This is a genomic window from Phenylobacterium sp., from assembly GCF_041913825.1.
Lineage (GTDB): Bacteria > Pseudomonadota > Alphaproteobacteria > Caulobacterales > Caulobacteraceae > Phenylobacterium.
In genome coordinates, this window is the sequence record NZ_JAYSEO010000047.1 from 1 (window position 1) to 13,176 (window position 13,176).

The 13,176-nt window shown below is 70.4% G+C and carries 13 protein-coding genes and 1 pseudogene; 7 read left to right on the top strand and 7 right to left on the bottom strand.

The window, feature by feature from the left end:
- Together ppdK and ACE3Q8_RS22825 are read left to right on the top strand one after the other, a co-directional pair.
- The coding region (ppdK, locus tag ACE3Q8_RS22820; RefSeq protein WP_374473177.1) for a pyruvate, phosphate dikinase at nucleotides 1–1,937 on the top strand (1,937 nt) is incomplete at its 5' end.
- A gap of 44 nt (nucleotides 1,938–1,981) precedes the next feature.
- The gene (locus ACE3Q8_RS22825; RefSeq protein WP_374473179.1) at nucleotides 1,982–3,229 is read left to right on the top strand and encodes a hypothetical protein; all 1,248 of its coding nucleotides are present in this window, start codon (nucleotides 1,982–1,984) and stop codon (nucleotides 3,227–3,229) included.
- On the opposite strand, the gene ACE3Q8_RS22830 is transcribed toward ACE3Q8_RS22825, so the two are convergent.
- The 3 genes from ACE3Q8_RS22830 to ACE3Q8_RS22840 are packed head-to-tail and all read right to left on the bottom strand — an operon-like array spanning nucleotide 3,226 to nucleotide 6,741.
- Nucleotides 3,226–3,822, bottom strand: a complete 597-nt coding sequence (locus ACE3Q8_RS22830; protein WP_374473181.1) for an exopolysaccharide biosynthesis protein — start codon at nucleotides 3,820–3,822, stop codon at nucleotides 3,226–3,228. The two genes, ACE3Q8_RS22825 and ACE3Q8_RS22830, sit on opposite strands and share 4 nt — an antisense overlap.
- Nucleotides 3,823–3,870: 48 nt before the next feature.
- Nucleotides 3,871–5,589: an amidohydrolase family protein gene (locus ACE3Q8_RS22835; RefSeq protein WP_374473183.1), complete on the bottom strand. Its 1,719-nt coding sequence runs from the start codon at nucleotides 5,587–5,589 to the stop codon at nucleotides 3,871–3,873.
- Nucleotides 5,590–5,625: 36 nt separating this feature from the next.
- The gene (locus tag ACE3Q8_RS22840; RefSeq protein ID WP_374473185.1) at nucleotides 5,626–6,741 is read right to left on the bottom strand and encodes a beta-ketoacyl-ACP synthase III; all 1,116 of its coding nucleotides are present in this window, start codon (nucleotides 6,739–6,741) and stop codon (nucleotides 5,626–5,628) included.
- A gap of 190 nt (nucleotides 6,742–6,931) precedes the next feature.
- Here ACE3Q8_RS22840 and ACE3Q8_RS22845 point away from each other — a divergent pair, with 190 nt between their 5' ends.
- The 3 genes from ACE3Q8_RS22845 to ACE3Q8_RS22855 all read left to right on the top strand — a co-directional run bounded on the left by ACE3Q8_RS22845 (nucleotide 6,932) and on the right by ACE3Q8_RS22855 (nucleotide 8,924).
- Entirely contained in the window at nucleotides 6,932–7,474 is a 543-nt protein-coding gene (locus ACE3Q8_RS22845; RefSeq protein WP_374473187.1) for a porin family protein, read from the top strand.
- A 137-nt stretch (nucleotides 7,475–7,611) separates the two neighbouring features.
- Nucleotides 7,612–8,010, top strand: coding sequence for a hypothetical protein (locus ACE3Q8_RS22850; protein WP_374473189.1), 399 nt, complete (start codon nucleotides 7,612–7,614; stop codon nucleotides 8,008–8,010).
- Nucleotides 8,007–8,924, top strand: coding sequence for a sterol desaturase family protein (locus ACE3Q8_RS22855; protein WP_374473191.1), 918 nt, complete (start codon nucleotides 8,007–8,009; stop codon nucleotides 8,922–8,924). The genes ACE3Q8_RS22850 and ACE3Q8_RS22855 overlap by 4 nt, the downstream gene beginning before the upstream one ends.
- Nucleotides 8,925–8,949: 25 nt before the next feature.
- On the opposite strand, the gene ACE3Q8_RS22860 is transcribed toward ACE3Q8_RS22855, so the two are convergent.
- Both ACE3Q8_RS22860 and ACE3Q8_RS22865 read right to left on the bottom strand, forming a co-directional pair.
- The gene (locus tag ACE3Q8_RS22860; RefSeq protein WP_374473193.1) at nucleotides 8,950–9,888 is read right to left on the bottom strand and encodes an NAD regulator; all 939 of its coding nucleotides are present in this window, start codon (nucleotides 9,886–9,888) and stop codon (nucleotides 8,950–8,952) included.
- A 5-nt stretch (nucleotides 9,889–9,893) separates the two neighbouring features.
- The gene (locus ACE3Q8_RS22865) at nucleotides 9,894–10,487 is read right to left on the bottom strand and encodes a YfbR-like 5'-deoxynucleotidase (RefSeq protein ID WP_374473199.1); all 594 of its coding nucleotides are present in this window, start codon (nucleotides 10,485–10,487) and stop codon (nucleotides 9,894–9,896) included.
- Between the two features lie 161 nt (nucleotides 10,488–10,648).
- Here ACE3Q8_RS22865 and ACE3Q8_RS22870 point away from each other — a divergent pair, with 161 nt between their 5' ends.
- Nucleotides 10,649–11,461 carry a universal stress protein gene (locus tag ACE3Q8_RS22870; RefSeq protein WP_374473195.1) on the top strand — a complete coding sequence of 271 codons (813 nt, stop codon included), beginning with the start codon at nucleotides 10,649–10,651 and terminating at the stop codon, nucleotides 11,459–11,461.
- An 18-nt stretch (nucleotides 11,462–11,479) separates the two neighbouring features.
- Entirely contained in the window at nucleotides 11,480–11,851 is a 372-nt protein-coding gene (locus ACE3Q8_RS22875; RefSeq protein ID WP_374473197.1) for a hypothetical protein, read from the top strand.
- Nucleotides 11,852–11,868: 17 nt separating this feature from the next.
- On the opposite strand, the gene ACE3Q8_RS22880 is transcribed toward ACE3Q8_RS22875, so the two are convergent.
- The gene (locus tag ACE3Q8_RS22880) at nucleotides 11,869–12,708 is read right to left on the bottom strand and encodes a hypothetical protein (protein ID WP_374473198.1); all 840 of its coding nucleotides are present in this window, start codon (nucleotides 12,706–12,708) and stop codon (nucleotides 11,869–11,871) included.
- 91 nt (nucleotides 12,709–12,799) lie between these two features.
- Nucleotides 12,800–13,176: pseudogene (locus tag ACE3Q8_RS22885) on the bottom strand (ATP-binding protein); the annotation flags it as partial.

Sequence of the window (13,176 nt, forward strand, 5' to 3'; positions counted from 1 at the left end):
TCGGCAACATGGGCGAGACGTCGGCCACCGGCGTCGCCTTCACCCGCAACCCGTCCACCGGCGAAAACAAGCTGTACGGCGAGTTCCTGATCAACGCCCAGGGCGAGGACGTGGTCGCCGGTATCCGCACGCCGCAGGCGCTGACCCGCGCCGCGCGCGAGGAGATGGGCGAGAAGAACCCCTCCATGGAGGAGGCGCTTCCGGAGGTCTTCACCCAGTTCAAGTCCGTCGTGGAAAAGCTCGAGAAGCACTACCGCGACATGCAGGACATCGAGTTCACGGTGGAGAAGGGCCGTCTGTACATGCTGCAGACGCGCAACGGGAAGCGCACGGCCAAGGCGGCCCTGAAGGTCGCCGTGGACCTCGCCTCCGAGGGCCTGATCACCAAGGAAGAGGCGGTGATGCGGGTCGAGCCCGCGAGCCTCGACCAGCTCCTGCACCCGACGATCGATCCGGGCTCGCCGCGCGACGTGATCGCCAACGGCCTGCCGGCCTCGCCCGGCGCGGCCACCGGCAAGGTGGTGTTCACCGCGGAGGAGGCCGAGAAGCTCGGCGGCTCCGGCGAGGCGGTGATCCTGCTGCGCGAGGAGACCTCGCCCGAGGACATCCGCGGCATGGATGCCGCCCGCGGCATCGTCACCGCCCGCGGCGGCATGACCAGCCACGCGGCCGTTGTGGCCCGCGGCATGGGCCGCCCCTGCGTGTCGGGCGCCGGCGAGATCCGCATCGACCAGAAGGCCGGCGAGTTCCACTGCCGGGGCAAGACCTTCAAGGCCTACGACATCATCACCATCGACGGCTCGACCGGCGAGGTGCTGGCCGGCGCGGTGAAGATGATCGAGCCGGAGCTCTCCGGCGACTTCGCGACCCTGATGGGCTGGGCCGACGCCGTGCGCCGCCTGAAGGTGCGCGCCAACGCCGAGACCGCGCTCGACGCCAAGACCGCCCGCCAGTTCGGCGCGGAAGGCATCGGGCTCTGCCGCACCGAGCACATGTTCTTCGACCCGGACCGGATCGCCGCGGTGCGCGAGATGATCCTGGCCGACGACGAGGCCGGCCGCCGCGCCGCCCTGTCGAAAATCCTGCCGATGCAGCGCCAGGACTTCGTGGAGCTGTTCGGGATCATGGAAGGCCTGCCGGTGACCATCCGGCTGCTCGACCCGCCGCTGCACGAGTTCCTGCCGCACACCGAGGAGGATGTGGCGTCGGTCGCCGAAGCCACGGGGCTGGACCCGAAGAAGCTGCTGCGTCGGGCCAAGGAGCTGCACGAGGTGAACCCGATGCTGGGCCACCGCGGCTGCCGCCTGGGGGTCGCCTATCCCGAGATCTACGAGATGCAGGTCCGGGCGATCATCGAGGCCGCCTGCGAAGTGGCCAAGTCGGGCAAGCCCGCCCCCATCCCGGAGATCATGCACCCGCTGGTCGCCAAGGGCGAGGAGATGAAGTTCCTGCGCGACCTGACCGACCGCACGGCCAAGACGGTGATCAAGGAGCAGGGCTGCGAGATCGAGTACATGGTCGGCACCATGGTCGAGCTGCCGCGGGCGGCGATCCGCGCCGGCGACCTCGCCGAGAACGCCGAGTTCTTCTCGTTCGGCACCAACGACCTGACGCAGACGACGTTCGGCATCAGCCGGGACGACAGCGGCCGGTTCCTGAACGCCTACATCGAGAAGGGCATCTTCGAGAAGGACCCGTTCGTCAGCCTCGACCAGGAGGGCGTCGGCGACCTGATCCGCATCGCCGCCGAGCGCGGCCGGGCGACGCGGCCGAACGTGAAGCTGGGCATCTGCGGCGAGCACGGCGGCGACCCGGCCTCGATCCAGTTCTGCGAGAAGGTGGGCCTCGATTACGTGAGCTGCTCGGCCTACCGCGTGCCGATCGCCCGGCTGGCGGCGGCCCAGGCGGCCATCGGCGAACGCGAGAAGGACCGCTAGGGCCCACGGGGGAACGGCTCGGGCATGGGCGGGTTGATCCGCCCATGCCGCAGCACCAGAGCCTGTTCCCCACCTTCTTCCTGTCCGGCTTCGAATGCTCGACCTTCGTTTGGCAGGACGAGGGCCGGCGCGACTGCTCGGCCGAGACGCGGCACCTTCAGCACGCCCAGGCCGACTACGCCTTCCTGCGCCGGTTGGGCATCGGCGTGGCCCGCGAGGGCTGCCCCTGGCCTTTCGTCGACCTGGGCGGCGGCCGCTACGACTTCAGTTGGATCGACCCGCTTCTGGAGGCGCAGCACGCCCAGCAGGTGCTGCCGATCTGGGACCTCTGTCACTACGGCTACCCGGATGACCTCGACCCGTTCGGGCCGGATTTCGTGCCGAGGTTCGCCGACTATTGCCGGGCCGTGGCGGAATACGTGACGCCCAGGAGCCCGGGGCCGCACTTCTTCACGCCCATCAACGAGATCACCTTCTTCGCCTTCATGGGCGGAGAGTGGGGCTGGGCCGCGCCGTTCCGGAAGTCGCGCGAGGACAGGTTCGAGCTCCGCCGGCGGCTCTGCGCGGCCGACATCGCCGGCGTACGCGCGATCCGCGAGGTCTGCCCCGAGGCCCGGATGGTGCACATCGACCCGCTGGTGAACGTGGTGGCGCCGCGCGACCGGCCGGACCTCGGCGGGGCGGCCCGTCACGAGACCTACGAGGACACCTTCCTGGCCTGGGACATCATCGCCGGGCAGGCCCACCCCGAGCTCGGCGGGGCGCCGGAGATCCTCGATGTGCTGGGGGTGAACTGCTACTCGTTCGGCCAGATGGAGTACCGCGCGCACGGACCGCACGCGGCGCTGCCGCCCGGCGACGACCGCATCGTGCCGCTCTGCCACCTCCTGAAATACGCCTACGACCGCTACCGGCGGCCGATGATCATAGGCGAGACCAGCGGGCTGGAGGGCGGCCGCCACCACTGGCTGCGCGACACGGTGCAGGAGGCGCTGGCGGCGGTGGACCAGGGGATCGACCTGCATGGGCTCTGCCTGTTCCCCGCCGTCGACATGAAGGACTGGGGCAAGGGCATCTGGGTGCACAACGGGCTGGCCGACCTCGTGGAGGAGGACGGCGATCTCCGCCGGGTCCCGGTGGAGGCCTATTGCGAGGAACTGCGCCGCTGGCAGAAGCGGCTGAATCGGGTCACCCACCTGGACGAGGATCCCCTGAGCGACCCCGTGAACCTGGAGGACATCGTGGTGGCGGCGCGGGAGATGCGGATGCGCTCCGACGCCAACTGGTCCTAGGAGAGGAACAGTTTCCAGACGATCAGGCCGAGGGCCGAGGTGCTGATCACGAAGGCGATCAGCACCAGCAGGCCGTCGCGGGCGATCAGCCCCAGGCCGAAGGTGGCGATCGCCAGGCTCGGGATGAAGGCGGCGAAGGGCAGCAGCTCCAGCGGCGGCACGCACAGCGCCACGAGGATGCAGACCAGGGCGACCACGCGGTCGGCCATCGGCTTGGTCAGCGCCTGCAGGCGCGGCTTCACGAGCTTGTCCACCACCCGGGCGGGCTTCTCGCTGACCCGGACCGTCTTCTTCACGCGCTCGGCCTTCACCGACAGCTTCTCGAGGAAGCGGGGGATCCAGATGCTGTCGCGTCCGAACAGGAGTTGCACAGACACCAGCAGGGTAATGGTGGCGATGATCGTGGGCGCGGTGGGGATCGCCGCCACCGGCGTCATGCCGAGCAGGCCGCCGAGCAGCAGCAGCGGGCCAAAAGAGCGGCGGCCGATCGTCTCCATGATCTCGCCCACGGACACCTTGGGCCCGCTGTCCTCGGCGGCCTTGTCGAGTTCGTAGAGCAGGTCCTCAAGATCCTGCGCGGCATGTTCGGCCATTGCGCGACCTCCGTTGGCGGAGGCGGAACGCGCGAGCGCGTCTTTTGTCTACCAGCTCCAGTCCGAGGCGCTGCTGCGGCAGCCGCCGTCCGGCCGTCCCGTCCAGGCGCGGCCGCGCACGACGCGGCCCGGACGCGCGGCGGTGGGCTCGCCGTTCTCCAGGGCGAGCTGGCCGTTGACCAGCACGTGGCTGACTCCGGTCGCGAACTGCTGGGGCTTCTCGTAGGTGGCGTGGTCCTGGATCCGGGCCGGGTCGAACACCACCACGTCGGCCATGTCGCCCACGCGCAGCCGACCACGGTCGGCGAGGCCGAGGTTGTGGGCGGGGAGGGCGGAGAGCTTGCGGACGGCCTCGGCGAGGCTCAGCCGCTTCTCGTCCCGGACGTAGCGGGCGAGCAGGCGAGCGAAGTTCCCGTACGCCCGCGGATGGGTGGAGGAGAGCAGGAACGGCCCCTCCGGCGCTTGGGACTCCGCGTCGGAGCCAAAGCTCATCCAGGGCAGGGCCGTCTGGCGCGCCACGTTCTCGTCGGCCATCAGGAAGTAGACCACCTGAACGCGGCTGCCGTCCTCGATGACCAGGTCGATGGCGGCGTCCTGCGGGCTCACGCCGCGCTCACGGGCCACCTGGGCGAGGGTCTTGCCGGTGAGCGGCTTCAGCTTCTCGTTCTTGAAGCCCACCAGCAGCGTACCCTCGGCGCCGGCGTGGCGCATCAGGTTCTCGAACGTCGGGGTCTCGGCGCGCATCTCGACGAGCACCCGGGCGCGGGTGGCCGGCTCTTTCAGCCGGGCGATCCACTGCTCCACGCCGCCGGCCTGGACCCAAGGCGGCATGGCCGCGTCGAGGCCGGTGGAGCCGGCGGTGTAGGTGTACATGTCGGCGGTGATCCGCTGGCCGCCGGCGCGGGCGGCCTCGATCTTCGCGATCACCCGCTCGAGCTTCGGCCAGTTGCTCCGGCCGGCGGCCTTCAGGTGGTATATCTCGGCCGGGGCCCCGGAGCGGCGAGAGATCTCGATCAGCTCGTCCACCGCCTCCTCGAAACGGTCCGCCTCGGAGCGCATGTGGCTGATGTAGAAGCCGCCGCAGCGGCCGGCCTCGGTGGCCAGGGCCGCGAGTTCGTCCACCTCGGCGTAGTTGCCCGGCGCGTAGATCAGCGAGGAGCCGACTCCCATGGCGCCGTCCTCCATGGCGCGGATCACGAGGCGGCGCATCTGGGCGAGCTGCTCGGGCGTGGGGTCCACGTCGGCCTCGCCGAGCACGTTGATCCGCACGGTGGCGGCGCCGACGAACGAGGCCACGTTCATGGAGACACCGCGCCGCTCCAGGGTCCGCAGGTACTCGTCCAGGGTGGACCAGGTGATGTCGTACCTGATGTCGCCCTGGCGTTGGAGCTCCAGCGCCTTCATCTGCGGCGTCAGGGGGCCCATGGAGGTCCCTTCGCCCATCACCTGCAGGGTGATGCCCTGGCGCAGCTCCGACTGGCCCCGGCCGTCCTGGAGCAGGCTCTCGGTGGACCAGGAGAGCATGTTGATGAAGCCGGGCGAGACCGCCTGGCCGGCGGCGGCGATCTCGCGGGCGCCGCGGCCCGGCGCGCGCGGGCCCACATAGGCGATGCGGTCGCCCCGAACGGCGACGTCGCCGGTGAACGGCTGGCCGCCCGAGCCGTCGTAGATGGTCCCGCTGCGGATCACGACGTCGTAAGCCGGCGGCTGGACGGTGGCGCAGGAGCCGAGCAGCAGGGCTGCGGCGACGGCGACGAACCTCTTCATGCGGATGCTCCCCCGATCTTGCGGAGGAGCCTAGCGCTACCGCTTGCGGACGAACACCGTGCCGGCGGAATAACCGGCGCCGAACGAGCAGATCAGCCCGAGCTCGCCCGGCCGGAAGTCGTCGTTGTGCTTGTGGAAGGCGATGATCGAGCCGGCCGAGGAGGTGTTGGCGTACTCGTCGAGGATGATCACGTTCTCCTCGGGCGTGGGCTCGCGTCCCAGCACACGGCGGCCGATCAGCTCGTTCATGTTGATGTTCGCCTGGTGCAGCCACAGCCGCTTGAGGGCCGTGGGGTCGAGCCCCAGGTCCTCGGCATGGGCGACGATCATCTCCGAGACCATCGGCACCACCTCGCGGAACACCTTGCGGCCCTCTTGAACGAACAGCTTGTCGGGCTTGCCGACGCCCTCGGGCGCGGCGCGGTTCAGGAAGCCGAAGTTGTTGCGGATGTTGTTGGAAAACTGGGTCTTCAGTCGCGTGCCCAGGATGTCCCAGCCGCCGCTCGCCTGGTCGGCCGCCTCGACGATCACCGCGGTGGCCACGTCGCCGAAGATGAAGTGGCTGTCGCGGTCCTGGAAGTTCAGGTGGCCGGAGGTGATCTCCGGATTGACCACCAGCACCGCCTTGGCCGAGCCGCTGGCGATGTAGTCGGCGGCGGTCTTGATCCCGAAGGTGGCCGAGGAGCAGGCCACGTTCATGTCGAAGCCGAAGCCGTCGATGCCGAGCGCGTCCTGGATCTCGATGGCCATGGCCGGGTAGGCGCGCTGCATGTTCGACGCGGCGCAGATCACCGCGTCGATTTCGGAAGCCGGCTTGTTCCAGGCGACCAGCGCGTCCATCGCCGCCTCCACCGCGATCTCGGCCAGGATCGAGATCTGTTCGTTCGGCCGCTCCGGCATGATCGGGCGCATCAGGTCGGGGTCGACCAGGCCGGTCTTGTCCATGACGTAGCGCGACTTGATGCCGGAAGCCTTCTCGATGAACTCCACGGAGGAGGGCGACAGGGCCTCCGCCTGGCCCGCCGCGATGGCCTCGGCGTTGCGGGCGTTCTCGCGGGCGACGAACGCGTTGAAGGTCTCCACCAGCTCGGCGTTCGTCAGCGTGTTGGGCGGCGTGTAGAGGCCGGTGGCGGCGATCACGGCGTCGGTCAAGGAAGCCTCCGGAATCCGAAAGCGGGCTTGATAGCACGGCCGCGCGGGGCGTCAGCGACCATTGTGTCCCACGGGCCACACTCCGCGCCTTGCCACAGTCAAGCCGTAGAACCCACCCGGTGTCGCCGGAGTTGAGCGCCCACCTAGGGACGGCCGGGGCTGTTCGCACCCAAGAGTGGAGTTACTTCCGATGAAAGCACTGTTCGCCGCGGCTTCCGCCGCCGCCATCGCCATGATCGCGCCGGCCATCGCGCAGGCGCAGACGGCGATGCCGTCCGGCCTTTACGGCACCCTGGGCTACGCCCAGACGGACACCAACGACGTCGATCTCGGAGCGCTCCAGGGCCGCCTGGGCTGGCGGGCCAACACCTGGCTCGGCGTGGAAGGCGAAGCCGCCTTCGGCGTGAAGGACGACGACGTCGACCTGGGCGGCGGCGTGGAAGCCGACGTCGAGCTGAAGCACCAACTGGCGATTTACGCCGTGGGCTTCGCGCCGCTGTCGGAGAACACCGACCTGCTGGCCCGCATCGGCTACGGCACGACGAAGATCAAGGCTTCGGCCGCTGGCGTCTCGGCCTCGGAAGACGGCGACTCGTTCAACTTCGGCGTGGGCGCCCAGCACCATTTCGACGGCATGAACGGCGTGCGGATCGACTGGACGCGCCACGACTTCCGTGACGACGGCGCCGGCCATGCCGACGTCTGGTCGATCGCCTACACCCGCAAGTTCTAAGCGGCGAAGAGACCGCCGGCGGGCGGCAACGTCCCCGATCGTCCGCCGGCCGGAAGGCCCCCCGTGTCGCACGGGGGGCCTTTTCCTTGACCTCGCCGCCTCTTCGCGCGCAGCCTCCGCGAGGGAGGAAGCGTGCGTTGAACGAAGCGTATCTGATCCAGTTGGCGGCCTCGGGGCTGGCCGTGGCGCTGCTGGTCGGCCTCGCCGCGTGGGCCAGCATCGCGCGCCCGAACCAGCCGCTCACCGACGCTCAGGCCCGCGCCCTGTTCGCCGAGGAGTTCCCGGCAAAGCCGGTGGAGGCCGTCTGGGTGGCGGAGGACGGCAAGGGGGCGCTGGCGAAGTCGGGGGCCGCGGCGCTGGTGATCTGCCGCTTCGGCGACGGCTTCGTGGCCCGCCAGATCCCTTGGGGGCAGGCCCTGTCGGCCGCCTTCCGGCGTGGCGAGCTGTGCATCGACCTCGCCGACGTGGCCGCGCCTCGCGCGGTGCTGGCTCTGCGCTCCTGGCCGCCGTCCGACGGCAGGGACCTCGCCGCATGAAGCCGGCCTTCGACCCGGTGACGCTCGCGACGCCGTTCTTCATTCTCAGCATCATCCTGGAGATCGGCCTCGCCCGGCTGGGCAAGGCGCAGGCGCGCTACGAGTGGCGCGACACCGCGGTCTCGCTCGGCATGGGCCTGGGCTCCACGGTCGCGGGCGCGCTGCTCGCCACGGTGACCTTCGCGGCCAGCCTCTGGGCCTACGAGCACCGGCTGTTCACGATCCCGATGACCGCTGTCTGGGCCTGGGTGGCGATCTTCCTTCTGGAGGACCTCACCTACTACTGGTTCCACCGGATCAGCCACGAACGGCGCATCTGGTGGGCGGCGCACGTCAATCACCACTCCAGCCAGCACTATAATCTGTCGACGGCGCTCCGGCAGACCTGGACAGGCGGGGTGGCCGGCACGTGGCTCCTGTGGTTGCCATTGGCCTCCCTCGGCTTCCATCCGGCGATGATCGCCATCCAGAAGGGGATCAGCCTCGTTTACCAGTACTGGATCCACACCGAGGCGATCCGGCGGATGCCGCGCTGCTTCGAGGCCGTGTTCAACACGCCCTCCCATCACCGGGTCCACCACGCCCGGAACCCGCGCTACCTCGACCGCAACTATGCGGGCATCCTGATCGTCTGGGACCGCCTGTTCGGCACCTTCCAGCCCGAGCTCGACGAGGAGCCGTGCCGCTACGGGATCGTCCGCAACCTCGGCACCTTCAACATCTTCCGGGTGGCGTTCCACGAGTGGGCGGGCATCGCCAGGGACCTCGTACGCCAGCCGCGGTACGCCCTGGGCTGGGTGTTCGGCGCCCCCGGCTGGAGCCCCGACGGCAGCCGCCAGACCAGCGCCATGCTGAAGGCCGAGTGGGAGGCGGGCCGGACGGTCCCGGCCCCTGCCGAACGCGAGGCGGCCTGAGCCCCCCGCCCAGGGTCGCGCGGAGCTATTGGTCGCGCAGCAGGGGCAGGGAGAGTCCGCTCACCGGACGGGCGGCGAGGATCTCGCGGCGGAAGCGGAAGAGCTCGGCGGGGCGGCCGCCGGTCTCCGCGTCCATGCGGCCGAGGCCCTCCACCAGCTCGGCGCGCTCCAAGGCGCGGCGGAAGTTCTGCTTGTGAAGCGGCACGCCGGCGATCGCCTCCACCGCTCGCTGCAGGGCCGACAAGGTGAACGCCTCGGGCATGAGCTCGAAGACCACCGGGCGGTATTTCAGCTTGCCCCGCAGGCGGGAGAGGGCGGTGGCGAGGATGCGGCGGTGGTCCGAGATCATCGGCTCGCCGGTGGGCGGCAGGCTGTCTGGCTGGACCTCGCCGCGGTCGCGGGCGGCCTCGTGCACCAGGCCGGCCTCGTAGAGCAGCTCGTAGCGCTCGAGCACCCGCTCCTCGTTCCAGGGCGCGCCGTCCAGGGCGAAGAGCAGGCGGGCGCGGGCGAGCTGCTCCGGCCCGGACGCCCGGGCGCGTAGCGCCGCCTCGATAGGCGCGAGCGAGGCCGGTCGGCCGTCGCGCCAATCCTCATAGGGGAAGAACCGGTTCCAGGGCTGCCAGCCGGAGGCGGCCGAGTGTCCGTCGAGGGCGGCCGGCGTCAGGCCGAGGTAACCCACCGAGATCACCCGCGCGGCGCCGGCCCCCATGTCGGCGAGCGGCGCGTCGCGGCCCTTGTCGCCGAAGGTGTAGAGCTGCTCCACATAGCCGAGGTCGAAGCGGGTCTGGGCCTTGACGAAGGCGCGTAGGGCCAGCTCGAAGGTGCGGTGGCCCTCCGGGTCGAACGGCCCGAACGGCAGGCCCTGCAGCTCCTCGCCCGGGAACTTGAGGGTGAGCACGACCGCCTCGCCCTCGCAGATGGCCACCACCACCGCCGAGAGCCCGATGACGACCGAGGTGGGCACGCCGGTCACTCCGTGTCGAAGGCGGCGGGCGAGGGGGTGTATCCCGCCGCCTCGGAGAGGATGTGGAAGCGCTGGACGTAGCGCTGCTGCGCCAGATTGGCCGCCCAGGGCTCGATGACGAGCTGGTAGCCGTCCGGCGGCTCGCCGAAGAAGTCGTCCGCCTCGTCGCGACCGAAGCCGGCGAGCTGGGTCGCCTCGAACCACGCACAGGCCCGGTCGGCCTGCTTGATCAGCTTCTTGATGGCGAGCGGCGTCTTGGCCGGCAGGCCGAAGCGGATGTGGATGGCGTTCTCCAGCCGCTCCTCAAAGGTCTTGTAATCGACGCCGAGCGCGGCCTTGAACGGCGAGATCATGTCGCCGATCACGTACTCGGAGGCATCGTGCAGCAGGCCCGCGAGGCGCCATCGCGGCTCCAGGTCCGGCTGGATGTGGGCCATGATCTCCTCGACCACCACCGAGTGCTGCGCCACCGAGAATGCGTGCTCTCCCACGGTCTGGCCGTTCCAGCGGGCCACCCGCGCCAGGCCATGGGCGATGTCCTCGATCTCGATGTCCATCGGCGAGGGGTCGAGCAGGTCCAGCCGGCGCCCAGACAGCATCCGCTGCCACGCCCGGGGCTCCTGCTTGGCTTTACGCAGCCCTTTCCTCACCGGCGCATTCCCTCCATGGTCAGGCTGTGAACTGGCCCAGACCCTGAGAAAGATCAATGCGAGCCTGAGGCCTTCGGGTCCAAGCTCCACAGGATGGAAGGGACGAACCCATGAGTTGGGCGCGGATCATGGCGCCGCTGTCGGGCGGTCAGGGCGACCGCGCGGCCGTGGCCGCCGCGGTCATGCTCGCCGAGCCGTTCGGCGCCGAGGTGGCCTGCGTCTACACACCCGCCGACGTGGCCGACGTGATGCCGTGGATGGGCGAGGGCTTCCTGGGCGGGGTGCAGACGACCGCCCTGGAGTCGCTGAAGGAAGCCGCCGCCGCCGGGGAGAAGAGCGCCCGCGCGGCCATGGAGGCGCTGAGCTACGGCAAGCGGCGGTTCATCGCCTTGCAAACCCCGGTGTGGGCGGGGCTGTCGGCCGAGAGCCGGCTGTCGGACGTCGTGGTGTTCAATTCCGATCCCTCGCGCGGCCGCGGGCCATTGGCCGAGGCGTTCCAGCAGATCGTGGCCGACGAGCAGCGGCCGGTGCTGATCGCCCGCGAGGGGCTGAAGATCGGCGGCACTGTCGCCGTCGCCTGGGACGGCGGCAAGGAGGCGAGCCGCGCGGCCCGCCTGGCGCTGCCGCTGCTCGAAAAGGCGCAGAAGGTGGTGATCCTGGCCGCGCCGAAGGCCAGCGCCCGCAGCTTCGATCCGGCCCGCCTGCAGGCCTACTATGCCGCCCGCGGCGTCCGGGCCGACCTCGAGATCCTCACCGCGACCGGCGAGGCGGCGCCCGCCCTGCTGGCGGCGAGCCGCGCGGCCGGCGCAGAGATCCTGGTGGCCGGCGCGTTCGGCCACCCGCGGCTGCAGGAGTTCATCTTCGGCGGCGCCACGCGGACGCTGTTGAACTCCGACCAGCCGTCGTTGTTCTTGTCTCACTAGCTCTAGAAGGTGAAATCCATGCCCCTGTCGCGCATCGTCATGCGGCTTGCCCGCAACCCTGGCACCGAATTCGCCGGAGGCGACGACCACCGCGGCTATGCCCTGACGGCCCCGCTCACCCCGGATGGCATGCTGGACGAGGCCGAGTTCTCCAAGGTCCGCGAAAAGTGCTCGGTGCGCCGGTTCGCGCCGGACGAGGATCCCACGGACGGGCGGCTGAACCGCCGCGGCACGCGCTGGTTCTTCGACTACGACGACAGTGACTCGGCCGATGACGAGCCGGTCCATCGCCTGGGCGAGCACCGCTTCGCGGTGGGCGAATACGTGACGGTCACCGATGAGGACGGCCGGCCGCTGACCTACAAGGTGGTGGAGGTGCAGCCGGCCTGAGCCCGCGGGGGCGGGGCTCAGACCCCGCCGTTGCGGCGGACCAGGTTGGCGACGTCCTCGTAGAGGTCGCCGTCCGGGCCGTCGGTATCGGCCTTCGACTTCACGACGGCGACCGCGATCGGGCCGGCCTTCGGGCCGCCCGCCTCGTAGCCGACGACGCGATAACCGCCGGCGAACTCGCCCTCGCGCACGAGGGTGGCGCGAACGCCCCGCTTCTGCCGGGAGAACGCCTCGCCCTTCAGCCGCACGTCACGGTACATGCGCACGGTGGCGTGGTCGCCGTCCGCGTCGATGGAGACGCCGCCCACCTTGACCTGGGCGTCGTCCCCGCTGGCGGTGATGCTGATGCCGGGGAGGCGCACGCGGGTGACTTCGCCGTCGCCGGCGGAAGCGGTCTGCTCGGCGTCCTCGCCGGTCTTCACGTCGACCGTCGCGGTGATCGTCTTGGTGCTGTCGGGCGAGATGGCGGCGGCCGCATCCGCCTGGGCCTCACGAACGGCCGCCTGGGCGTCACGGGCGCTGGTTGCGCCGGCCTCGGCGGCCCGCGTCCCGGCGCCTTCCGTGGGCGCCGCAGCGACGGCAGCGCCGGGGGCGGGGGCGGGGATCTGGGCCTCGATCCGGCGCAGGGCGCCTTCGGGGTCGCCGCCGGTCGCGACGAGCTGGAGCTGGACCTCGGCGCCGCGGCTGGTCACGTAGGTGCAACTGCGCCGGTCAGGCGCGACGGCGGTGCGGGTCAGGTCGCCCTGGGTCTCGGGACAATCGAGCGCCGCCCGCTGGGCGGGCGGGCCGCCCGGGGCGCAGGCGGCGAGGCCTCCAAGCGCCAGCGTGGCGGCGGCGAGGGGAAGCAGGGACTTCATGTGGAAAGGGCTCCGGTCCATTCCCCAGAAGGGTGGCCGGAGCCCTCGGTAAAATCGAGTGAATTCGCCGTAAGGGCGCCGGCGCGGCGGCCTACTGGCCCGGCCGGGAACCCGCGCCCTCGCGCCGCGCCAGGAAGGCCAGGCGCTCGAAGAGGTGCACGTCCTGCTCGTTTTTCAGCAGGGCGCCGTGCAGCGGCGGGATCAGCTTGGTCGGGTCCTTCTCGCGCAGGGCGGCCTCGTCGATGTCCTCGACCATCAGCAGCTTCAGCCAGTCGAGCAGCTCGGAGGTGGACGGCTTCTTCTTCAGGCCCGGCACCTTGCGCATGTCGTAGAAGATGCGCAGGGCCTCGGCGACGAGCTTCTGCTTGATCCCCGGATAGTGGACCTCGACGATCTGCTGCATCGTCTCGGCCTCGGGGAAGCGGATGTAGTGGAAGAAGCAGCGGCGCAGGAAGGCGTCCGGCAGCT